This window comes from Quadrisphaera setariae (genome assembly GCF_008041935.1).
In the GTDB taxonomy this organism is placed as follows: domain Bacteria; phylum Actinomycetota; class Actinomycetes; order Actinomycetales; family Quadrisphaeraceae; genus Quadrisphaera; species Quadrisphaera setariae.
In genome coordinates this window covers 42,676-64,885 of the sequence record NZ_VKAC01000019.1, presented here as the reverse complement: position 1 = coordinate 64,885, position 22,210 = coordinate 42,676, and the positions used below count along the sequence as shown (strand labels likewise).

Sequence of the window (22,210 nt, the reverse complement as noted above, 5' to 3'; positions counted from 1 at the left end):
TGCTTGAACGTCTCGGATGCGAACGCGAAGTGGTTCTTCGACCTGGCGCGGCGGGGGGACGTGGTGGATGTGACCGGGACGGGTCGGGCGATGGAGCTGACGAACGGGTTGGGTGACTGGGTGTTGAGCTGGGAGCAGTGGACCGCACTCCAGACCTGAGCGGCCCCGGGTCCGGGCTGCTCGGGTCGCACCGGGCGAGGCTCCTCGCCGTCGGCGGGGGGCTGGGTCTCACGTGCCTGCTGGTCACAGGCTGCGGTGGTGGCGCCGTGGACGGTCCGCAGGTCGTCGGTGTGGAGCAGGACGCCGAGGACGGGCTCCCCGTCGTCGTCCACGTGGTGGTCGAGGCGTCCTGCCCCCGCCTCGAGTCCGACGTCTTCGACACCTCCCTCCTCTACGTCGACGGCGACCGCGCGCGCGTGCGGTCCGACTGCACCCAGGACGGGTTCGACAGCGTCTTCACCTTCGACGCCCGCCTGCCGGCGTCGTCGACCGTGGTCCTGTCCCCGAGCGACCTGCGGGGAGTCACCGTGGACGCTGCCCGGGCCTCCGCTGCGGGAGAGGTCACGCTGCGGTACGAGCCCCAGGACGGTGGTTTCAGGCCTGTCGCGACCTCCTACGGCGACGGCGAGGACGAGCCGGTCAAGCGGTCTCGGTGAAGCGCCGGAGTGCCGTGGTGCCAACGGCCTCTGGTGCTCGTCGCCCTGCGCGAGGGGATCAGCGGATGAGTGGGGCTCGTGGTGATGCAGTGGTGTCCTTCTCACGTTGCGTGAGGCTGCGATCACGGCGCTGACCTGCGGTGATGAGGCCCACCGGACTGTCGGTGGTGACCTCTAACGTCTTGGACATGACCTCCAGTGCGCCCCCGGTGTGGGCGGTCGGTGATGACGCCGACCCACCCACCGCGCGCACTGGCTCACCCGAGGTCGAACCTGAGGTCGAGCGCGATGCCTTCGATCTAGACGACCACGACGACGATCACCTGGTCCGCTTCCGCACCTCCTGGTGGACCCGCGCCTTGTCCGAGGACCCGTTGACCGGGTCCATCGCCGAACGGCGCCGGATCCGCCCCGCCATCGCCGCCGCCGTCACCGGGGACCCCGGCCCCGATCAGCTGGCGGCGTTGGACGCCCTGCAGGCCGCCCTCGGGCAGGCCTGTGACATCCCAGGGCTGGCACTGTCCAGCAGGGAGTGGACCGAGGTGGTCGCCGCCAGCGACCGCTGCGCCTCCTAACTGCACGCCCTGCACCTGAACCTCATCGCCGGCCTGGACACGGCCAAGCTCACCGAGGGCCCCGCCCGGGCCCAAGCGCGGGACTCCCGCCGCCCGGCCTCTGATGAGCTGGCCCCGGTGCTGCGCATCGCCGGGCGCACCGCCACCGCTCTGGTCGGCCTGGCCCGCCAGCTCACCGACCTGCCCGCCGCCGAAGCGGCGCTGGTGCGGGGGCAGATGAGCCCGGCCCAGCTGCGGGAGCTGGCCACGGTGTGCCGGCGCCTGCCCGAGGGACCCGCCGGGCAGCGCGCCCGCAGCCTGGTGGAAGCGCGGGCGGTGAGCGCGGCGGCGACGTTGAGTCGGGCACGGTTGGCGCACGTGCTGCAGGAGGCGGCGCTGGCCGCGGATCCGGGGTATGCGGCGCGGTCGATGGCCGCGGGCATCGCCGAGCGGGACGTGGTGCTGCGGCCCTCACCGGTGCCGGGGTGCAAGCGGGTGGTGGCGGACCTGGAGGCTGCGGATGCGGCGCGGGTGTGGCAGGTGATCGCCCAGATCGCGGCCAACGCCAAGGACGGTGACACCTACGCCACCGACAGCACCGACAGCGATGACGGGCAGAGCGAGCAGCAGCAGCAGGACCAGCGGACGGCGGCGCAGATGCGCGCTGATGTGCTGGTGAGTCTGGTGGTGGGGGACTTCAGCCCTACCCCTGAGCTGGTCGCCACCGCGCTGGGCATGCCCGTCCCCACCACTGTCCCCAGCGCTGACCGCACCGCTGACCCCGAGACTGCGTTCGCCGATGCCGGCACCACTCCCGACGACGACACCGCTCCCGAGGACGACGACGAGGACAGCGGCGAGGGCGGTGAGCAGGTGCCGGTGAGCGGGCTGGCCCCAGACACCCGCGCTCTGGTGCGCATCCCCACCCCCGAGCAGCGGGCGCGGCTGTCGGAGGTGCACATCGTCGTCTTCGCCGACGACCTCGCAGATGACCACGGAGGCGAAGAATCCGACGGCGATCTCGACGGGACTGGTGGTCCCGATGCCCCTGAAGGCCCCGGTGAGGGGCCCGAGGGTGGGTTGGCCGGGGAGGGCTCACCACCGCGGCCTCAGGGAGGCGCACCGACCCCCGCCGACAGCGACCACCCATCCAGGGCACCAGACCCGGAGGGCACCTCGGTGACACCACTGGCTGCACCGCCCACCGCGCCACCACCAGGGCCCGCGCCGTCCGCGCCGTGCCCGCCGTCCCCGCAGGGTCGAGAACGGCCCCGCCTCACAACTGCACAACCCACCACCGGCATCACCGACCCCACCGGCGAGCCCTCCGGCACAGGCACAGGCGCAGGAACCGGCCACCCCGCCGGTCCCGCCGGCGCCGGCGCACGCCTGCGAGCGGCCCGCCGCACCCGCGCCGCCCGCCGGGCGCTGGCCGGGTACGGACCCTTCGGCTACATCCCCGGCACCGGACGCCTCGCCCCGGACATCACCCGCGCCGCGATCCGCGCCGCCAGGTGGCGCCGCCTGGTCGCCGACCCGGCCACCGGGGTGCTGCTCCACCGCTCCCGCTGGACCCTGCCCGCCCCCGACCACCTCCCCTGGGCCAGCAGCGACGGGGCAGGGGGACGCCGCAGCACCGCCGAGCACCTCGGCGTGCTGCTGGACCAGCACGCCGCCCCCCACCCCACCGGCCCCCACGACCCGAACGACCCGGCCAACCCCGCCACCCGCATCGAGGTCACCTACCGGCCCTCGATGCTGCTGGCCGCCCACGTCCGCTCCCGCGACGGGGTCTGCATCTCCCCGGTCTGCCACCACCCCACCCGAGCAGGCGCCACCCAGCTGGACCACACCACCGCCTGGGGACCTGCCACCCCCACCCGGCGCCGCGGAGGCCTCACCGAAGCCGGCAACCTCGGCTGCATCTGCCAGCGCTGGCACACCGCCAAGACCCACGGGGACTGGACCCTGCACCAGCCCACCCCGGGCTCCTTCACCTGGACCTCCCCGAGCGGGCGGGTCTACCACCGCAGGTCCACCCCGCTCCTGCCCGACCTCGCCGACCTCCTCGACCTCGCTTGAGATGGCGAGGCGCCCCCAACGGGCTGCGCTGATAACGGGAGCAAGCGCGCTTAACGACTTCTGGGGACCGACCGCCCAGCGGCACAGCCCACAAAACCCCGGAAGCGGACAGCGACCCCCGGGGGAGCCCGTCCAGCTGGCTACGCCGACAACCGCACGCAGTCCCGGACCCGGGCTCGCGCCCAGTCGGCCTGCTCCCCGTCAAGGTGTCCCCGGTGCGCCGTCTCGACCACCTGCACCAGCGCCAGGTGCAGGTCGTAGAGCCGCTGTCGCGTGAGCTGCGCCGCCGAGGTCGGTGCCCACCCGTAACTGCGGACGAAGGCCGAGGTGTCGCCCCACCAGCCCGTCTCGAGCGCCGCGAAGCCGAACTCGGCGAAGGGGCCGCCGGAGGATGCGCGCTCGTGGTCCACGACGGCGACGACGCGCCCGTCCCGCACCCTGCAGTTGCCCGGCCGCAGGTCCCACGCCACCAGTCGCGCTTCGGTCACCTCGCCCAGTGCCGGTGCGCCGGCCAGAGCGACGGCTCGCAGCTCCGCAGTGCTGCATCCCAGGTCGACGCGACGGCGCTCGCCGTCGTCGATGACGTCATCCAGAATCCCGAGGAAGGTGGACGTCCAGTCGTGGCCCACCGGCCCGACGAGCCGCCCGAAGCCGGGCCCGCAGACGGTGCCGACCTCGCGCGTGAGGGCGCCGACCTGCTCCAGGCACGCGCTGACGTCGGCCAGCAGTCAGCGGTCGCGGACGACGTCCAGGTCCTCGCCGTCGACGTGCTCCATGAAGAAGCGGTCGGCGTCGCACAGGGCCCGCGACCTGTCGACGGCGTGCACCCCCGGAACCGGGACGCCCGTGCGCTCCCGCAGCACCTCCAGCGCCACCAGCTCGGTGGCCATCGCGTCGCGCTCGTAGGTCATGACCTCCAGGTGCGGTGGCGGTGCGACCTTTGAGCACCACGAGCCGCCCCGAGCGCAGGCGGATCCGGTGCACCGCGTTGAAGAGGCCGTGGCCGAGCTCGCAGACCCACGTCTCGTCGCCGTCCTCGGCGACCTCAGTCGAGCCGTAGGCGCGTGCCGTCAGTGCCCGGAGCACCGGCAGGGGCTGACGGTTCTTGGTGGGGCTGTTCACGCGGGTCAGCACCCCGACGCGGCGAGGTCGTCGAGGAGGGGGTTGGCGTCCGCCAGGTCCTGCGTCATCAGGGACGTCGACGCCGCGGCGACGCACTCCGCTGAGGCGTTCACGGCGACCGTTCCGCCGACGGCGGCGAACAGCGGCAGATCGGAGCGGCTGTCGCCGAGGGTGAGGCACCGCGCGGGCGCGACCCCGTGCGCCGCGGCGACCGCCAGCGCCTCAGCGCGCTCGTCCCAGTAGCGCCCCACCCCGCCGGTGAACGCCCCATCGACCACCCCCGGTGCCGGCCCACCGCTGAGCGCGAAGCCGAAGCGCTGCGCCAGGTGCGCCGTCACCACCGTCCACGCGAGGCTGGTCAGCACGGGCAGCCAGTCCCGACGTCGGCAGTGGTCGACGACGACGACCCGGTCCACGGTCCGCGAGGCTAGAGCGCCGACGCGTCGTTGATCTGCCGGTGACCTGTCGGTGGCGAGCGCCACGATGAGTCCGGCGCCGCCGTCCGGTCCAGGTGGGGGAGCCACCGGTCTCGCACCTCCTGGAGGACGCACGTGTCGCAGCTGCTCAAGGTCCAGAACTTCTCCGTCTCCACCGACGGCTACGGCGCCGGCGAGGGGCAGAGCCTCGAGCGTCCCTTCGGGCACGCCGACCCGCGCCAGATGGCGGGCTGGATGTTCGCCACCGCCAGCTTCCCCGGCCGGCCGGGCCCGGGCGGGACGAGGGGCCTCGACGACCACCTCGTCCGCGACTTCCACCACGGGATCGGTGCGGAGATCATGGGGGCGAACAAGTTCAGCCCCCACCGCGGCCCGTGGACCGAGCGCGACGTCGAGCGGTGGCAGGGGTGGTGGGGCGACGAGCCGCCGTTCCACACGCCGGTCTTCGTCATGACGCACCACCTGCGTCCGTCCTTCACGCTCTCCGACACGACGTTCCACTTCACCGACGCGCCGCCCGCCGCTGTCGCGGAGCAGGCGAAGGCCGCCGCGGGCGGTCTCGACGTCCGCCTGGGCGGGGGAGCGCAGAGCATCCGCTCCTTCCTCGAGGCCGACCTCGTCGACGAGCTGCACGTCGCCGTCGTCCCCCTGGAGCTGGGTGCGGGCACCCGCCTGTGGACCTCGGCCGAGGACCTGGACGACAGGTTCCACCGCGAGGTGGTCCCGAGCCCCAGCGGCGTGGTGCACCACCTGCTGTGGCGCCGATGAGCCCGTGAGCACCTAGCACCGCTGAGGACCACGACGGCGGGGGTGCCCGCGACGGCCGTGCCATTATCTAAGCGTGCGCGAAGATAAGCGGACGTGCGGACGTCTACCGGACAGCGACTACGTCGAGCTGGCCGTCGAGGTCTTCTCGATGCTCGCCGACGCCACGCGCGTGCGGATCCTCCTGGCCCTCAAGGACGCCGGGGAGCTGTCCGTCAACCACCTCGCCGAGGTGGTGGGCAGGTCCCCGGCGTCCGTCTCCCAGCACCTCGCCAAGCTGCGGCTCGCGCGGATCGTCACCACCCGCGGTGACGGCGTGCGCGTCTTCTACCGGCTCGCCAACGAGCACGTGCCGCAGCTGGTGACCGATGCGATCTTCCAGGCCGAGCACGCCCTCGGCGGCACCCCGCGCCACCACCACTCCCACCCCTCCCCGCTCGACCAGCACGACCAGCACGACCAGCACGACGACGAGCAGGGAGCCACCCCGTGACCAGCACCCTCACCGACCCGCGCCCCGCCGCGGACGTGCGCCCCGGCGGTCGTGTCCTCGCGGAGCCGCCGTCCCTGCTGGCCACCGGCGTCCGCCTGCCCGAGGTGCGGTGGGCGGCCCTCGCGCTGCTGCTCTTCCTCGTCGCCTGGCCGCTGCAGCTGGCCGGGGCGCCCGCGCCGCTGTGGTGGGGGCTGTACCTGGCCTGCTGCGTCGCCGGCGGCTGGGAGCCCGCCTGGGCGGGCACCACCGCCCTGCGGGAGAGGACCCTCGACGTCGACCTGCTGATGATCGTCGCGGCCATCGCCGCCGCGAGCATCGGCCAGGTCTTCGACGGCGCGCTGCTCATCGTCATCTTCGCCACCAGCGGCGCCCTGGAGGCGCTCGTCACCCAGCGCACCGCCGACTCCGTCACGAGCCTGCTCACCCTGGCGCCCGAGCGCGCCACCCTGCTGGTCAACGGGCCCGGCGGCGGGGCGCGCGAGCGCGAGCGCGAGGTGGATGCGGCGGACCTCGCCGTCGACCACGTCATCCTCGTGCGCCCCGGTGAGCGCGTGGGGGGCGACGGCGTGGTCGTCGACGGCGTCAGCGAGGTCGACCAGGCCGCGGTCACGGGCGAGTCGGTGCCCGTGCGCCGCGAGGTCGGCGACGAGGTCCTCTCCGGCACGGTCAACGGCACCGGCGCGCTCACCGTGCGCGTCACCCGCGCCGCCAGCGACTCCGTCATCGCCCGCGTGGTGGCCCTCGTCAGCGAGGCGTCCCGGACCAAGGCCGCCCGCCAGCTCTTCATCGAGCGGGTCGAGCAGCGGTACTCCCTCGGCGTCGTCGTCGCCACGCTGCTGGTGTTCACCGTGCCGCTCGCGCTCGGGCAGGAGTTCCGGCCCACCCTGCTGCGCGCCATCACGTTCATGATCGTCGCGTCGCCCTGCGCGGTGGTCCTCTCCACGATGCCGCCGCTGCTCGCCGCCATCGCGAACGCCGGCCGCCACGGGGTGCTCGTGAAGTCCGCCACCGTCATGGAGCGCCTCGGGCGCACGCAGGTGGTGGCCTTCGACAAGACCGGCACGCTCACGCAGGGCGCCCCCGAGGTGGTCGACGTCCTGCCCGTCTCCGGCCGCAGCCGCGACGAGGTGCTGCGGCTGGCCGCCGCCGTCGAGCGGCACAGCGAGCACCCCCTGGGCCGCGCACTCGTCCGCGCCGCGGACACCCCGGCAGAGCAGGACGACGACGAGGGCCCCCGCGCGGCCGAGGACTTCCGGGCCCTGCCGGGACGCGGGGTGGAGGGCGTGCTCGACGGCAGGCGCGTGCAGGTGCTCCAGGCCGCTGACAGGGGTGGCGAGGGCGGTGAGGGGCTGGTCGGGACCGTCGTCGACGTCCTCCTCGACGGGGAGCGCGTCGGCTCGGTGGTGCTGCGCGACGCGCTGCGCCCGGACGCCCCCGACGCCGTGGCCCGCACCCGCGCTCTCACCGAGGACGTCCACGGGCACCCGGTGCACCTGCTCACCGGCGACGACGCCGCCACCGCGGCGGACGTCGCGGCGCGCACCGGCATCACCGCCGTGCACGCGCACCTGCTGCCGGAGCAGAAGGCCGCCGTGGTGGCCGACCTCGAGCGTCGCGGGGTGCCCGTGATGGTGGTCGGCGACGGTGTCAACGACGCTCCCGCCCTCGCCGCCGCCAGCACCGGGGTGGCCATGGGCCGGCACGGGTCGGACCTGGCCCTGGAGACCGCCGACCTCGTCGTCATCCGGGACGAGCTGACCGCGGTGCCCGCCGTCGTCGCCCTGTCGCGGCGGGCGCACCGGCTGGTGGTGGCCAACCTCGTCATCGCGGCGGCGTTCATCGTCACGCTGGTGACCTGGGACCTCGTGGGCGCTCTGCCGCTGCCGCTGGCCGTCGCCGGCCACGAGGGCTCGACCGTGGTGGTGGCGCTCAACGGGCTGCGGCTGCTGCGTCGCGGTGCGTGGGGGGCCTGACCCTGCTGTCCCTGCTGGCTGTGAGCCGTCGACGGCGCCCGTGAGGCGGCCCGTGCGGCGGGGCGAAGGTGAGGAGAGGCGCTCCTTCGCAAGGCCCGCCTCACGAGATCGGCCGGCGAGGCCCTCGGCAGACTGGGATCCGTGACCAACGACGCAGTCGCACCCCCCGCTGCCGAGCCCGCGCTGCACCGCGGCATCGGCGACCGGCTGAACTGGCTGCGGGCCGGGGTGCTGGGCGCCAACGACGGCATCGTGTCGGTGGCCGGCATCGTGCTGGGCGTGCTCGGCGCCACGACGGACCGCAGCGTCCTGTTCACCGCGGGCACCGCCGGTCTGGTGGCCGGTGCGCTGTCGATGGCGGTGGGCGAGTACGTCTCGGTGAGCACCCAGAAGGACACGCAGAACGCCCTCCTCGCCCTGGAGCGGCGCGAGCTGGCGGAGACGCCTGAGGAGGAGCTGGCCGAGCTCGCGGCCATCTACGAGGCCAAGGGGATCCCGACCGAGCTCGCCCGTGAGGTGGCCGTCGCGCTGACCGAGAAGGACGCGCTGCGCGCCCACGCCGAGGCCGAGCTCAACCTCGACCCCGACGAGGTGGTCAAGCCGTGGCAGGCGGCGTGGGCCTCGATGGGCTCGTTCACCGTCGGCGCGCTGCTGCCGCTGCTGGCCGCGCTGCTCATCCCGGCGCCCGCGCAGGTGGTGGCCACGGTGGTGGCGGTGCTGCTGGCGCTGGCGCTGACGGGTGCGGTGAGCGCGCGGCTCGGCGGGGCGGGCGCCCAGCGGGCGGTGCTCCGCACGGTGATCGGTGGGGCGGTGGCGATGGCCGTGACGTACGGCATCGGCTCGCTGGTGGGCACCGCCGTCTGACGGGTCCGAGGTGTGGCGGCGGGGCTCTGACCTGCGTTGATCGTCACGACCGGCGGAACCGTCGGGGTCGATCTACGATCGCGGCGGTGGTAGGTCGGGGGCCACGAGCAGTCCCGTCGGAGGACGGGACGGGTGCGCCGCGGGGCATCTCCAGGGGCGGGACGCGGTCGTGTCCCCGGCCCGCGGAGGGCCCGCCGTGCACCGGACCCCGTGAGCAGAGGCCCTGCCGCCCAGCTCTCCGAGAGGTCCCAGCCATGACCGCGAACCCCGCAGCAGACGCCACCGGCTACTCCACCTACGACGACGTCCTGGAGGGGAAGTGCCCCTTCGGCGGGAACACCGTCGGTGGCGCGCAGACGTCACCGCCGACGCTCTCGGACTGGTACCCCGACCGGCTGCGCGTCGAGCAGCTGCACCGCGACGGTCGTGCGGCCGACCCGCTGGCCGACCTCGACCACCCCGCCGCCTTCGCCACCATCGACCTCGAAGAGCTCAAGGCGGACATCACCCGGCTCCTCACCACGTCGGTCTCGTGGTGGCCGTCGGACTACGGGAACTACGCGCCGCAGATGGTCCGCATGGCCTGGCACTCGGCCGGCACCTACCGCATCGCGGACGGGCGCGGCGGCGCCGGTCAGGCGATGCAGCGGTTCGCGCCGATCAGCAGCTGGTGGGACAACGGCAACACCGACAAGTCGCGGCGGCTGCTGTGGCCGGTCAAGCAGAAGTACGGCGCCGCCCTGTCCTGGGCCGACCTCATCGTGCTCACCGGCAACTGCGCGCTGGAGGTCATGGGGTTCCCCACCATCGGCTTCGGCGGGGGACGCCGGGACGCGTGGGAGGCCGACGACGCCACCTACTGGGGCCCCGAGCACCTCGACATGACCGACCCCGGCTCCTATGACGACATGGTCGACCGCAGCGGCCGGTGGACGGCGGAGCCCGGCGAGCCCGGCTACGAGCTCCAGCAGCCGCTGGCGGCCTCCCACCAGGCGCTCATCTACGTCAACCCCGAGGGCCCGGGTGCGAACGGCGACCCCGCCGCCTCGGCGGTCGACATCCGCATCACTTTCGGTCGGATGGCGATGAACGACGTCGAGACCGTCGCGCTCATCGCCGGCGGCCACGCCTTCGGCAAGAGCCACGGCGCGGTCCCCGCGGACCAGATCGGCGCGCCCCCGGAGAACGCCCCCATGGAGGCGATGGGCCTGGGCTGGCACAACCCCGTGGGCTCCGGGAACGCCGAGCACACGATGACCAACGGCATCGAGGGCTCCTGGACACCGAGCCCCACGCAGTGGGACAACTCCTACCTGGAGAACCTCTTCCGGTACGAGTGGGAGCAGACCCGCAGCCCCGCCGGGGCGCTGCAGTGGACGCCGTCGGACCCCTCGGCGCCGAAGACCCCCGACGCCCACCGCGCTGGCGTCGAGCACTCGCTGATGATGATGACCAGCGACATCGCCCTCAAGGTCGACCCGGTCTACCGCGAGGTGTGCCAGCGCTTCCTGGCCGACTTCGACCTGTTCACGGACGAGTTCGCCAAGGCCTGGCACAAGCTCACCCACCGCGACATGGGCCCGAAGTCGCGCTACCTCGGCCCGGACGTGGCTGCGGAGGACTTCATCTGGCAGGACCCGCTGCCGGCGCGGGAGCACCCCGTGGTCTCCGCAGCGGACGTCGACCGGCTCAAGCGGGCCGTGCACGACACCGGGCTGTCCGTCTCCGACCTCGCCTTCACCGCCTTCTCCTCCGCGGTGACCCACCGCGAGTCCGACAAGCGCGGCGGCGCCAACGGGGCCCGGATCGCGCTGGAGCCCCAGAAGGACTGGCCGGTCAACCGCCGCACGGTGCCGGTGGTGGCCGCCCTGCGCGACGTCGCCGCCGCGTTCAACGCCTCCGCTGTCGGCGACGCCGCCCGGGTCAGCCTGGCCGACGTCATCGTCCTGGCCGGCTGCGTGGCGGTCGAGGACGCCGCGGCGGCGGCGGGCTCCACCGTCTCGGTGCCCTTCACGCCCGGCCGGGTCGACGCGACCCAGGACCAGACCGACGTCGCGCAGTTCCAGTGGTTGGCGCCGGTGGTGGACGGGTTCCGCAACTACGAGCAGCCCGACCTCGCGAGCGTCACCGACGTGGCCCCTGAGCGGTTCTTCCTCGACGAGGCGTCCCTGCTCGGCCTGACCGCCCCGGAGTGGGTGGTGCTGACGGGAGGGCTCCGCGTGCTCGGCTGCAACCACGACGGGTCGGCCCACGGCGTGTTCACCGAGCGCGTGGGCGCTCTGACCACGGACTTCTTCACCACGCTGACGACCATGGACCTCCAGTGGGCCGCGGCCGACGACGCTGCTGGTCGACCGACCCGCTTCACCCTGGACGACCGCGACACCGGGGTGCAGGTGCACACGGCGACCCGCAACGACCTGGTCTTCGGGTCCAACGCCCAGCTGCGCGCCGTCGCCGAGGTCTACGCCGCCCGCGACGGGCAGGAGCGCTTCGTGCGCGACTTCGTCGCGGTGTGGGACAAGCTGATGATGGCCGACCGCTACGACGTCGACCCGTCCACCGCCCCCACCCCGCGGGTCCCCGCGGCGCTCGCGGGCTGACCTCCCGCCTCCGGACCCGGCGCTCAGCGCCGGTCCGGAGGCCCGGAGCTCACCGGCCCGCGTGCGTCTGCGACCAGCGGGCCGGTGAGCGGTCAGACGAGCAGCGCCAGGCTCACCAGGCCCGCGAGCACGCAGTAGACGGCGTAGGGGCGCAGGGACCCGTGCGCGAACCAGCGGTCCAGGAAGCGCACCGCCACGTAGGAGCTCACCCCGGCGAGGACGCTGCCCAGCAGCACCTGCCCGCGGATGCCGTCCCCCAGCGGGCCGAACAGCTCGGGCAGCTCCAGGAGCCCGGCCGCGGCGATCACCGGGGTGGCCAGGAGGAACGAGAAGCGCGCCGCGTCCTGGTGGTTCAGGCCAGCGCGCAGCCCGGCGACCATGGTGATGCCGGACCTGCTGATGCCCGGGGCCAGTGCGGCGATCTGCGCCGACCCCACCAGCACCGCCCGGCGCAGGGTCAGCGAGGCCAGGCGCCGGTCCGTCGCCAGCTCCGAGGACGACGACGCCGCTACGGCCGGCGCGGCCGCGCTCGTCGTCGTCGTGACGGCGGACAGCACGGAGGTGGGCTGGCGGTGCCGCGCGGCGGACACCGTGCTCGACGAGGGGGCGGGGTTCGCCTGGCGCCGGCGGCCGCGCTCCACGAGCAGCAGCACGAGCCCGTTGAGCACGAGGAACACCGCGGTGGGGACCGGGCGTGCGAGCACCGTGCGCAGGGGGTGCTCGAGCACCAGCCCCACCAGCCCGACCGGGACCGTGGAGGCGACGAGCAGCCAGCCGAGCCGCGCGTCGGGCCCCGTGACCCGGCGGTGGCGCACGGACGAGACGAGCCCCGTGACGATGCGCGCCCAGTCACGGCGGTAGAAGAGCACCAGCGCCGCAGCGGTCGCCACGTGCAGCCCGACGATGAACGCAAGGTAGGGGGAGCCGGGGGCGGAGACGTCGAGGTCGCGGGCCCACGACCCGCCGACCAGGGCGGGGACGAGCACGGCGTGCCCGAGGCTCGAGACGGGGAACAGCTCCGAGACGCCCTGCAGGACGCCGACGACGGCGGCCTCGGTCCAGCTGAGGTGGGGGGTCGCTGCTGGTGCGGCGGCTGGTGCTGCGGCGGCGAGCAGGGCGTGCACGGGCGAGGCTCCTCGAGCTGGTGGGCGTGGGGTGGCGGCGCTGCCGCCTCCCGACGCTAGGAGCCCCGCCTGACGCTCGGATGACGACGGCGCGCGGCCCAGGCACTCAGCAGGTCGCCCCCAGCCGGGACCCAGCGGTCCGACCGGCGGGCGGGCGCCCGAGCGGTCCCGCGGGGGCCGGGGTCATCGCTCGGCGGGGGCGGGCAGGGCCCTCGGGGCGCCGAGCAGCGTGGTGACCAGCACGGCCACCACGCTCCCGGCGCAGATGAGCCCGGCCAGCACGATGAGCTGGAACCGCGCGGCGTCCACCGGGCTGGCCCCGCCGAGCAGCGCGCCGATGAAGGCGCCCGGGAGCGTCACCAGCCCGGTGGTGCGGGTCTGGTCGAGCACGGGCACGAGGGACTCGCGGACCGCGGCACGCGCCACGTCGACCACCGCCCGGCGAGGTGTGGCGCCCAGCGACAACCACGCCTCGACCTCGTCGCGACGGGCGAGCAGCCCCGCCAGCAGGTGGCGCCCGGCCAGGGTCGCCGACGTCATGGTGCCGCCGAGCACGATGCCGCCCAGCGCCACCACGTACCGCGCGGAGAACGGCAGCACCCCGAGCGCGAAGACCACCGCGAGGACGACGACGGCCCCCGTCGTGCACGCCACGGCGACGGCGCGCCGAGCGGCGACCGCCCCCTGCAGCGGGGTCAGGCGCCGCGAGGCGGTCCATACCGCCGTCGTCAGCATCACCGCGAGGACGGCCGCCGAGGCCAGGGGCGCGTGGTCGAGCACACCGCCCAGCACCAGGCCCACCGCGGCCAGCTGCAGCCCACCGCGCAGGACGGCGGTCAGCGGCGCCGCGCCCACCGCCACCCCGGCGGACCGCAGCACCAGCAGAGCCACCGCCAGCAGCACCGCGACGCCGACCAGCAGCCGGGCGAGGTCGTCGAAGGGCACGGTCCAGCATCGCCGGTCACCACCGACCGGATGACGCGCAACCCCCTTCCGTGACCGCCTGATCACCTGCTGTCATGTCCTCCGACACCCCGATGTCGAGGAGGACGCCGCGTGGAGCTTCACGAGTCCCTGCGCGAACGGATGCGCCTGCTGGTCGCCGAGTACTCCGGAGCCCTGGCCCCCGCCAGGGTCATCACCATCGCCGAGGGGACCGCCGCAGCGCTGCGGCGGCACCGAGGCACCGCCGGCCACGACGAGGCGCTCATCGCCGACTTCCTGGCCGAGTGGCACGACAGCACCCGCCGTCGGCTCATCGACGAGGTGGCCGTGGAGCTCGCCACGGCCCGCCGCGCCGAGCTGCCGGGGGCCGCCTGAGGGGCCGCCTCAGCCTCGGGTGACCAGGCGGGTCCAGGGGCCGGGAGGGACGTCGGCGTCGTCGACGAACCACCAGTCCACGACGTCGTCCTCACCGTCGAGCTCGGCGAAGCCCAGGCAGCCGTTGAGCGCTGGGCTGACGTCCATGCCGGCCCCGTTGTAGCGGCGGTTGGCCGGGCGGACGTCGCCGTCGCCGAAGACGTAGCGGGCGTCGGCGTACTCACCGGGACCGGCGTCCTGGACCTGGCCGTAGCAGGTGCGCCCGTCCTTGCGCACCGCCACCCACCGGTCCTTCATCAGCGACCTGCCGGGGTCCGCGAGCGCCGCCGCATACCGGGGCTCGCGGGCCCACGGCACGACGTCGGCGCGCTGTGCGGCCGCGGTGGGGTCGTTGACGTCGTCGAAGGGCAGGTCCAGGTAGAACGGGTTCTGCCGCGGGGCCATGGACGTGGGGAAGTAGCCGTTCGCGGCGGTGCGGCGCTCGGTGGTGCAGACGCCGTCCACCACCACCCCGTCGCAGCCGCCGTAGCTGGCGAGCCAGTGGTCGTCGTAGGCGGAGAGCACCTGGCTCCCGTCGGGTGCGTCGGGGTCGAAGACCTCGCCCACCCAGAACGTGGTCGCCACGACTCCGGTGTGCAGCGGGTAGCGCCCGGTGGTGGAAGAGGTGCGGGACGGCGACGACGGGGCCCCATCGACCGTCGTCGCCGTCCCTGTCGAGGCGGCTCCGGGGCTGGTCGGAGCCGGGACGGTGCTCGTGGCGGAGCCGGCGCTCGCCGTGGGGGCGGTGCTCGCCGTGGAGGTGGCGGGTGCCGAGCGCGGCGACCGGGGAGCGGAGCAGCTCCCCAGCGCCGCGCTCGTCAGCACAGCGGCCAGCAGCGCGGCCAGCAGCGCGGCGCCGGGAGCCCTCCTCACCCCTTGCCGTCGGCGCGCAGCGGCGGGACGGCCACCTGGGTCCCGGGGCGCAGCGCCTCCCCGCCGGGCAGGTACGGCTTGGCCTTGGAGTGCTCCCGCTTGGTGAGGACCGGCGGGCCGGGAGGCTGCTGCGGTCCGCCAGGTCCTCCGGGTCGCGCGGACGGGCCACCAGCAGCGGGAGCGCTCGCGCCGGACGAGGGCGCCTGCCGCGCGGACGGGCTCTCCGTCGTCGAGCTGCTCGAGCTGCTCGAGCTGGTGGTGGGCGGTGCGCTGGCGGCGGGGCCGGTGCCCGCCTGGTAGAGCGCGTAGTCGTCGGTGACGAGCGTGCCGTTGGCGATGAGCGCCAGCCCGAAGGTGGTGGCGGTGGCACCGGCAGGCACGGGTGGCGTGGTGAACCTCGCCTGCGCCCACGTCGACGAGGCGGCGAACCACGGGCTGGAGGTCCAGTAGAACCACGCCCCCGAGCCGTCGCGGTAGTACAGCGCGAACTGCGAGACCGCCGTGGAGGTGTACCAGGTGGAGATGTCGTACGTCGCCCCCGGCGCGACGCTCGGTGCGCACGTCTGCAGGTCGAGCGTCGGCAGCAGCTTCGCGTCACCGCTGCTGTAGCCGGACAGCGCCAGCTGCTCCGCCTTCGAGCCGGTGCGTCCCGGCGTCGCCGACGACCACGCGGCCGTGTTGGTGCCCCACCCGCCGGGCTGGAAGCACTGCGGGAACGTCGTGGCGGCGTCGGTGGTCTCCAGCGAGTCGTTCAGCAGCGCGTTGGCGCCGGCTGCGGCCACGGGCTTGGGCGGCACCGAGGAGGCGGGGGAGTAGGCGGGGTAGCTGGCGCCCTTGTACTGGCGCACCACCTGGTCGACCGTCTTCACCGACGTCTTGTTGGTGGTCGTCTTGCGGTAGGTGTCGAGCCAGGTGGTGAACTGGCTGAACAGCGTCGGCGTGATGGACCTGTCGGCGGGGCAGCTCGCGGTGCCGGTGGGGGCGCACACGCGGTGGAAGGTGAGGATGACCCAGCCGCCGCCGTTGTTGGCCGCGCCGGTGACGGTGCCCTGCAGGTCGGCGAGGGTCCAGCGGGAGTCGACCTGGTCGGGGGCCCGCAGGTACTGCGGGTCCGCGGGCGGCAGGGTCTCGGCGCGCACGCAGCTGCCGCAGCTGAACCGGGTGCGGGTGTCGCCGAGGCCCCGGGAGGTGGTGTAGCCGCACCCGGCGGCCTGCGCCTCCACGGCGGCGTTCGCGGTGGAGAAGGGGTAGGCGAAGCTCGTCGGCTTGAAGCCCCAGTCCTGGAGCACCTTGCGGCCGTTGCAGATCTGCGCCTGCGCCTCGGTGGAGGCGACCTGCGTGAGGTCGGCGTGGGTCACGGTGTGCCCGCCGATCTCGTTGCCGGCGGCGGCGAAGCTGCTGAGCTGCTGGCGGGTCAGGTAGCCGCTGGCCCCGGTGAAGCCGGTGGTGACGTAGAAGGTGCCGGCCATCCCCTTGGACGCCATGGCCTGCTGCGCGGTCGCCTGGTCGGCGTCACCGTCGTCGAAGGTCAGGCTCACCACGGTCGGGCCGGTGATGGCCGCCTGCGCCGGGGGAGCGGCCACCAGCGCGGAGCTCACCAGCGCCGCGACCAGGAGCGCGGCCACCGCGAGCGCGAGGAGGCCGGGCAGTCCCGGGGGGCGTCCCCTGGCGGGCCTGGTGGGGTGGTGGTCGGTGGTGCTCATCGCGCCTCCTCGGCGGTGCTGCGGTCTCGTGCTGGCGGTGCCGCGGGGTCGGCCCCCGCCGCGGCGTCGACGCCTCGTGAGGTGTCGACCGAGAACAGCTCCGTCTCCGGGAGCGTGATGACGGCGCGGCGGGTGGGGCTGGTCCAGGAGCCGGTCGAGCGCGTGGTGAACGCCCGGGGCAGCGCCTGCAGCGCGACGGCGGCGTCGACCACGCGCAGCAGCCAGAACGCCGGCCCGAGCCAGAGGTACTGCGGGCGGCGCTCGGCCAGCGCGACGGCGCACGAGAGCACGTAGTCGGGCAGCAGCACGCCCACCACCACCCAGCTCAGGGCCAGCGGCACGTCGACGGCCGCCGTGAGCTGCACCGCGGGGGGCCAGCCCAGGAGGGCGAGCAGCCCGGTGCCTCCCAGCACGACCAGCCCCACCGGCAGGAGGACGAACAGCAGGCTGCTGGTGACCAGCTCGGCGAGCACCAGCCACAGCGCCGCGGCGAACACCCCGCTGCGCGGTCGGTGCCGGCGCACCGTCTGCCACAGCCCGAGCGACCAGCGCTGGGTCTGGCGGACGTAGTCGCGGAAGGTGCTCGGGTCCTGCGTGTACGCGCGGGCCGCGGGCGTGAAGGCGATCCGCCCCAGCCGCTGGGTGTGCAGGGCGAAGGTCATGTTGAAGTCCTCGATGACCAGCCCCCGAGCCGAGACGTCGATGCGCTCCAGCGCGCGCGAGCGGTAGATGCTCGCGAAGCCGGGCACGATGTGCGTGGCTGACAGCCCCCGCCAGGTCTGCCCGTACTTGAGCAGCCGCTGGGTCAGCACGTAGATCCGCTGCCGGTGCGCGACGAGAGCCGCCCCCCACCACCCGAGCTCCGCGGGGTGCCAGCGGGTCTGGGCGCACCCGGCGACAGCGGCGACGCGCGGGTCGTCGAGCAGGGGCAGCGCCTCCTCGAGGTAGCGGGGGTCGAGCTGGGTGTCGGCGTCGAGGACGAGCACCGCCTCGTAGCGGGAGGCCAGCTCGAACTCCCGGATCCCCAGGGCCAGCGCCTCCGCCTTGCCCACGTTGGTGGTCGTCTCGAGCACGTTCGCGCCGCGGGCGCGGGCGAGCTCTGCGGTGCGGTCGGTGGACCAGTCCGAGACCACGTGCACGTCACCGGCGGGCAGGAGCGCTTCCAGCGCCCGCAGCGAGTGCTCGATGACGAGCTCCTCGTCGTGCGCGGCCATGAGCACGGCCACCTGCCCGACCCGGACGCGCTGGAGGGGGAGGTCGGGCCCGTCGGCCAGGTCGGGCCCGTCGGGTCCGGCAGAGGCTGGGCGCGGCCGCTGGAGGCGCTCGTCGCACCAGCGCAGCACCCCCAGAGCGCCCCACAGGCTGGCGTTGACACCCAGCACCAGCAGGACGAGGACGACGACGGCGGTGTCCGGCACCAGGTCGGCGGGGCTCACGCCGCACCCCCGCGCTGGGCGCGCGCCTGGGCGCGGCGCTGCGACCGGTCGCCGGCGCCGTCGTCGGCGCCGTCGTCGGCGCTGGGGGGAGCGCAGACCGGTGCGTCGCCGCGCCGGTGCGCCGCGAGCAGCGGCCAGGTGCTCGGGTCGACGTCTCCCACCAGCCACAGGAACACGCCGCCGAGGCGCTGCTCGCGGGCCAGCTCCAGCTTGGCGGCGGTGCTGCGACCGTCCTCGAACCACAGCTCGTGGGGCTCGCCGGCGGCGTCGGTGTACGCCAGCCACGGGCTCTGCGCCTGCGCGTCCCACCGCACGGGGACGCCCCGGTCCACCGCGCGCACGTGGGCCTGCGCCCAGCTGGCCAGCGCCGCCCGCCGGACCTCCTGCCCCTGCTGCCCCTGCTTCCCTGCCTGCTGCTGGCCGTGGTGCTGCCCTGGGGCCTGGCCCGCCCAGTCGTAGCCGTACGTCGGCACCCCCAGCACGAGGCGCTCGCGCGGCACCTGGGTGACGGCGTACTCCACGACGCGCCGCACCCAGTCCAGCGGGGCCACGGGCCCGGCCGCGGAGGTCTCCCAGTGCCAGTCGTACGCCATGACCCGCACCTGGTCGGCGGCTGCGCCGATGGCGGCGTAGTCCTGGGCGAGGTTGCGCTGGTCGTACCCGGCGTCGCCGTCCTTGGCGAAGACGTCCACGGCGAGCAGCCGGCCGTGGGCCCGCAGCGCCGGGCCGAGCCGCGCGAGGAACGCCGAGAACGCCGTCCGGTCGGCGGCGGTCAGCTCCTCGTAGTCGACGTCGACCCCTGCGACGTCCTCGCGCAGCACCATGTCGACCAGCGCCACCACGTGCTGGTCGCGCAGGAAGGGGTCGTGCAGCACCCGCTGTGCGAGCGCGGTGTCCCAGGAGCCGTCGCGGGTGTTGGTGACGGTGGGCACCACGGCGACGCCCGCGGTGCGCAGGCGCCGCACCTCGGTGCGCGCGGCGACGGGGTCCAGCCCGCTGCGCAGCGCGACGCCACCGTCCTCGGTCATCTCGTACAGCTGCGGGGAGGCGGTGGTGAACGCCTCGGCGTGCGCCGCGACCGTCGCGCTCCCCGAGGCAGCCCCCCACACCGGCAGCGACGCCCCCACCACGGTGGAGGGTCGGCCGGCGGCCACCGCGCCGTCGTCGTCCTCCGCCCGGTCACCGCGGTCGGGCAGCAGCGGGTGAGCGGCGAGCACCAGGAGCACCAGTGCGAGCACCACGACGCCCGCCGCCGTCGACACGCCGCTCACCGCTGTCCGTCGGCCCGCGCGTCGAGCTGCGGCTCGGCCCGGCCGCCGGTGCGCCCGCTGGTCCGCGCGCCGCCGGCGGTGGACGGGCTCACGCCAGCGCGGGCGCGGCACCGGCCCGCTGCTGCTGACGCAGGTGGTCGGCGACGTCGTCGACGATGTCGTCGAGCCGGCGCCAGGGCCGCCACCCGATGAGGCCGGCCACCCGGTCGCAGTTGGGCACGCGGCGCTCCATGTCCTCGTAGCCCGGCCCGTACACCGACTCGTAGTCGAGGTGGACCACCCCGCTGCTCGACCCGGTGCGCTCGACGACGCGCCGGGCGAGCTCGTTGACGGACACCTGCTCGGGGTTGCCGATGTTGAAGACGTGCCCGAGGGCCTCCGGGGTCGCCATGAGCCGCACGAGCGCGGGCACGACGTCCTCGACGTGGCAGAAGCACCGCGTCTGGGTGCCCGTGCCGTGCACGGTGAGGTCGGCGCCCGCGAGCGCCTGGGCCACGAAGCGCGGCACCACCATGCCGTAGCGGCCGGTCTGGCGCGGTCCCACGGTGTTGAACAGGCGCACCGTCACCGCCCGCAGGTCCCGGTGCTGCACGTGCAGCGCCACGAGCGTCTCGTCGAGGGCCTTGGCCTCGGCGTAGGACCAGCGGCTCTTCTGCGGCGACCCCATCACCCGGTCGTCGAACTCGCGCAGCCCCTCGGTGGTGTTCTTGCCGTACACCTCGCTGGTGGAGGCCAGCAGGAGGCGCGTGCCGTGCCGCGAGGCGGCGTCGACCACCGCCTCGGTGCCGTGCAGGTTGGTCCGCAGGCTCTCGAGGGTCTTCTGCTGGATGGTGAGGACGCCGACGGCGGCGGCCAGGTGGTAGACCTCGTGGGCCTCGCCCACCAGCTCGTCGACGAGGGCGGTGTCGGTGATGCTGCCCACGATGACGCGCAGGTGGCCGCGGTCGACGTGCTCGAGGTTCTCGAGGCTGCCGGTGCTCAGGTCGTCCAGGACCACCACCTCGTGGCCGTCGCGGCACAGCCGCTCCACGAGGTGGGACCCGATGAAGCCGGCTCCGCCGGTGACGAGGGTGCGCACGGTCGTTCTCCTTGGCTGCTGGCTGGGGGTGGGGGGGCCGGGGCTCAGACGACGTGCCGCTGCGGCGCGGCGGCGAAGCGGTAGGTGGCGTCCAGCACCACGGGGTGCTGCGAGACCCACGTGAGGTCCGCGCCCGGGTGGACGGTGTGCAGCAGCACGAGGTCCCACGGCTCCTGCGGCGCGTCGACCGCTGACGCGAGCACCCTGCCGTCGGGCAGGCGCAGCTCGGGGACCAGCGGGTCGTGGTAGGCCACCACCGCCCCGCGCTGCTCCAGGCCGCGCACGATCTCCAGCGCGGGCGTCTCGCGCACGTCGCGCACGCCCGGCTTGTAGCTCACGCCGACGACGAGCACCCGTGCCCCGGCCAGGCCGCGCCCCAGGTCGGAGAGCACCTCCACGGCGCGGGCCACCACCTCGTGCGGGCGGTGCGCGATCGACGTCATCGCCTGCTCGATGAGCGGGGTGGGCGTGCGGTGGCTCCGCATCTGCCACAGCAGGTAGTGCGGGTCGCAGGGGATGCAGTGCCCGCCGACCCCCGGCCCCGGGTACGTGGCCAGGAAGCCGTAGGGCTTGGTGGCCGCGGCGTCGGTGACCTCCACGGCGTCGAGGTCGAGGGTCCTGCAGATGCCCGCCACCTCGTTGGCCAGCGCCAGCACCACCGCGCGGAAGGTGTTCTCGTACAGCTTGGTCATCTCCGCGGCCTCGGCGGAGCTCACCGCGTGCACCGAGCTGGTGAGCCTGCTGACGAGGTCCACAGCGCGCCGCGTGCACTCGGCCGTGACCCCGCCGACGACGCGCGGCGTGCGGCCCTGCTCGTGCTCGGCGACGCCGGGGTCGATGCGCTCCGGGCTGAAGGCCACGTGCACGTCGCGCCCGGCCACGAGCCCGCGCTCGGTGGCCAGCGGTGCGACGAGGAGGTCGCGGGTGGAGCCGACGTACGTGGTGGAGGTCAGCACCAGCAGCTGCCCCGGGTGGGACCAGTCGACCACCGCGCGACAGGCCGCGGCCAGCGCTGCCAGGTCGGGGCTGAGGTGCTCGTCCACGGGGGTGGGCACGCAGATGATGACCGCGTCGACCTCGGCGATGGCCGTGGGGTCGTCACCCACGGTGAAGTCGTCGCTGGTGAGCGCGGCGCTGAGGGCGGCCAGCTCGGCGGGGAGCAGGTCGACCTGGCCGGAGCGGACGGCGTCGAGGCGGCGCTGGCTCACGTCGACCCCGCGCACCGCGACACCGCTGCGGTGCAGCGCGAGCGCGGTGGGGAGGCCGACGTACCCCAGCCCGACGACGGCGGCGCTGGTCAACCCCTGCGGGGTCCCCGCCGGTGTGGCTGCGGGTGCCGTCGCAGCCGGAGCAGCGGCCGGGACGGCGAGCTCGGGGAGGAGCTGCGCCGCGCGGTCGGTGGAGCTGGTCAGCTGGTGCGGGATGGTCGAGGTCATGGCGAGCTCCTGTGGTCCTGCGCCGCGGAGGTGCGGCGGGTCGGGTCGGGTGGTGCTCGGCCCCCCTCAGCGGCGCGGCGCGCCGGAGCGCCGGGCGCGTCGCGGTGGCCGGCCCGGGGCTCGTGGCGAGCGCTCCGGAGCGGCCGAGAGGGGTCCTGGTGGTGTCAGGAAGGGTGCGGGTGCGGTCGAGCGCCCGCAGGCGTCACGACGACGTGGCGCGAGGTGGTGGCCCGTGATGGCTTCTGGTCGTCCCCACGCCTGTGTCCCCCCCGGGAGCCGGAAGCGCCGTGGTCACCAGCGCTGGCGAGCGCTGACGCTAGGAGCGCCCGCAGTCATGGGCACAGAGGCCGTCAGCCCTTGTGGTCGGGACGGAACGGGCGT

20 protein-coding genes are annotated in these 22,210 nt (G+C 74.5%); 9 read left to right on the top strand and 11 right to left on the bottom strand.

Annotation, left to right across the window (positions count from 1 at the left end; translation table 11 throughout):
• The first annotated feature begins 266 nt into the window (after nucleotides 1–266).
• The 3 genes from FMM08_RS21965 to FMM08_RS21955 all read left to right on the top strand — a co-directional run bounded on the left by FMM08_RS21965 (nucleotide 267) and on the right by FMM08_RS21955 (nucleotide 3,292).
• Nucleotides 267–656, top strand: coding sequence for a hypothetical protein (locus tag FMM08_RS21965; RefSeq protein ID WP_147928485.1), 390 nt, complete (start codon nucleotides 267–269; stop codon nucleotides 654–656).
• 188 nt (nucleotides 657–844) lie between these two features.
• Entirely contained in the window at nucleotides 845–1,231 is a 387-nt protein-coding gene (locus FMM08_RS21960; RefSeq protein ID WP_147928484.1) for a hypothetical protein, read from the top strand.
• A gap of 117 nt (nucleotides 1,232–1,348) precedes the next feature.
• Complete coding sequence (locus FMM08_RS21955; protein ID WP_147928483.1) at nucleotides 1,349–3,292, top strand: 13E12 repeat family protein; 1,944 nt, start codon at nucleotides 1,349–1,351, stop codon at nucleotides 3,290–3,292.
• Between the two features lie 140 nt (nucleotides 3,293–3,432).
• Here the strand turns inward: FMM08_RS21955 and FMM08_RS23495 are convergent, their stop codons facing one another.
• The 3 genes from FMM08_RS23495 to FMM08_RS21945 all read right to left on the bottom strand — a co-directional run bounded on the left by FMM08_RS23495 (nucleotide 3,433) and on the right by FMM08_RS21945 (nucleotide 4,830).
• Complete coding sequence (locus FMM08_RS23495) at nucleotides 3,433–3,921, bottom strand: phosphotransferase family protein (protein WP_222711077.1); 489 nt, start codon at nucleotides 3,919–3,921, stop codon at nucleotides 3,433–3,435.
• A gap of 99 nt (nucleotides 3,922–4,020) precedes the next feature.
• Nucleotides 4,021–4,203 (bottom strand): hypothetical protein, encoded by a 183-nt coding sequence (locus FMM08_RS23490; RefSeq protein ID WP_222711076.1) that lies wholly within the window; start codon nucleotides 4,201–4,203, stop codon nucleotides 4,021–4,023.
• Between the two features lie 216 nt (nucleotides 4,204–4,419).
• On the bottom strand, nucleotides 4,420–4,830 hold the full coding sequence (locus FMM08_RS21945; RefSeq protein ID WP_147928482.1) for an HAD family hydrolase: 411 nt from the start codon (nucleotides 4,828–4,830) through the stop codon (nucleotides 4,420–4,422).
• A 135-nt stretch (nucleotides 4,831–4,965) separates the two neighbouring features.
• On the opposite strand from FMM08_RS21945, the gene FMM08_RS21940 reads away from it, so the two are divergent.
• From FMM08_RS21940 to katG, 5 genes are all read left to right on the top strand, one after another.
• A complete protein-coding gene (locus tag FMM08_RS21940; RefSeq protein WP_147928481.1) occupies nucleotides 4,966–5,619 on the top strand; it encodes a dihydrofolate reductase family protein in 654 nt (217 codons plus the stop codon).
• 73 nt (nucleotides 5,620–5,692) lie between these two features.
• Nucleotides 5,693–6,109, top strand: a complete 417-nt coding sequence (locus FMM08_RS21935; protein ID WP_255472687.1) for an ArsR/SmtB family transcription factor — start codon at nucleotides 5,693–5,695, stop codon at nucleotides 6,107–6,109.
• On the top strand, nucleotides 6,106–8,082 hold the full coding sequence (locus FMM08_RS21930) for a heavy metal translocating P-type ATPase (protein WP_304654003.1): 1,977 nt from the start codon (nucleotides 6,106–6,108) through the stop codon (nucleotides 8,080–8,082). Before FMM08_RS21935 ends, FMM08_RS21930 begins: the two co-directional genes overlap by 4 nt.
• A gap of 141 nt (nucleotides 8,083–8,223) precedes the next feature.
• A complete protein-coding gene (locus tag FMM08_RS21925; protein WP_187279928.1) occupies nucleotides 8,224–8,946 on the top strand; it encodes a VIT1/CCC1 transporter family protein in 723 nt (240 codons plus the stop codon).
• A gap of 254 nt (nucleotides 8,947–9,200) precedes the next feature.
• Nucleotides 9,201–11,549, top strand: coding sequence for a catalase/peroxidase HPI (gene katG / locus FMM08_RS21920; RefSeq protein ID WP_147928479.1), 2,349 nt, complete (start codon nucleotides 9,201–9,203; stop codon nucleotides 11,547–11,549).
• A 92-nt stretch (nucleotides 11,550–11,641) separates the two neighbouring features.
• Here katG and FMM08_RS21915 read toward each other — a convergent pair whose 3' ends face one another.
• A complete protein-coding gene (locus FMM08_RS21915) occupies nucleotides 11,642–12,673 on the bottom strand; it encodes an undecaprenyl-diphosphate phosphatase (RefSeq protein ID WP_222711075.1) in 1,032 nt (343 codons plus the stop codon).
• A gap of 183 nt (nucleotides 12,674–12,856) precedes the next feature.
• Nucleotides 12,857–13,618 carry an ABC transporter permease gene (locus FMM08_RS21910; protein WP_147928478.1) on the bottom strand — a complete coding sequence of 254 codons (762 nt, stop codon included), beginning with the start codon at nucleotides 13,616–13,618 and terminating at the stop codon, nucleotides 12,857–12,859.
• Nucleotides 13,619–13,729: 111 nt separating this feature from the next.
• Between FMM08_RS21910 and FMM08_RS21905 the strand changes: the two genes are divergently transcribed.
• A complete protein-coding gene (locus tag FMM08_RS21905; RefSeq protein ID WP_147928477.1) occupies nucleotides 13,730–13,993 on the top strand; it encodes a hypothetical protein in 264 nt (87 codons plus the stop codon).
• Between the two features lie 9 nt (nucleotides 13,994–14,002).
• Here the strand turns inward: FMM08_RS21905 and FMM08_RS21900 are convergent, their stop codons facing one another.
• From FMM08_RS21900 to FMM08_RS21875, 6 genes are all read right to left on the bottom strand, one after another.
• Nucleotides 14,003–14,905: a hypothetical protein gene (locus FMM08_RS21900; protein ID WP_147928476.1), complete on the bottom strand. Its 903-nt coding sequence runs from the start codon at nucleotides 14,903–14,905 to the stop codon at nucleotides 14,003–14,005.
• Nucleotides 14,902–16,608, bottom strand: coding sequence for a polysaccharide deacetylase family protein (locus FMM08_RS21895; protein ID WP_147928475.1), 1,707 nt, complete (start codon nucleotides 16,606–16,608; stop codon nucleotides 14,902–14,904). The genes FMM08_RS21900 and FMM08_RS21895 overlap by 4 nt, the downstream gene beginning before the upstream one ends.
• The gene (locus FMM08_RS21890; protein ID WP_222711074.1) at nucleotides 16,605–18,044 is read right to left on the bottom strand and encodes a glycosyltransferase family 2 protein; all 1,440 of its coding nucleotides are present in this window, start codon (nucleotides 18,042–18,044) and stop codon (nucleotides 16,605–16,607) included. The genes FMM08_RS21895 and FMM08_RS21890 overlap by 4 nt, the downstream gene beginning before the upstream one ends.
• Nucleotides 18,041–19,315, bottom strand: a complete 1,275-nt coding sequence (locus FMM08_RS21885; RefSeq protein WP_147928474.1) for a glycosyl hydrolase family 18 protein — start codon at nucleotides 19,313–19,315, stop codon at nucleotides 18,041–18,043. Before FMM08_RS21885 ends, FMM08_RS21890 begins: the two co-directional genes overlap by 4 nt.
• A gap of 88 nt (nucleotides 19,316–19,403) precedes the next feature.
• On the bottom strand, nucleotides 19,404–20,393 hold the full coding sequence (locus tag FMM08_RS21880) for an NAD-dependent epimerase/dehydratase family protein (RefSeq protein WP_147928473.1): 990 nt from the start codon (nucleotides 20,391–20,393) through the stop codon (nucleotides 19,404–19,406).
• 44 nt (nucleotides 20,394–20,437) lie between these two features.
• The gene (locus tag FMM08_RS21875; RefSeq protein WP_147928472.1) at nucleotides 20,438–21,829 is read right to left on the bottom strand and encodes a nucleotide sugar dehydrogenase; all 1,392 of its coding nucleotides are present in this window, start codon (nucleotides 21,827–21,829) and stop codon (nucleotides 20,438–20,440) included.
• Nucleotides 21,830–22,210 lie beyond the last annotated feature (381 nt).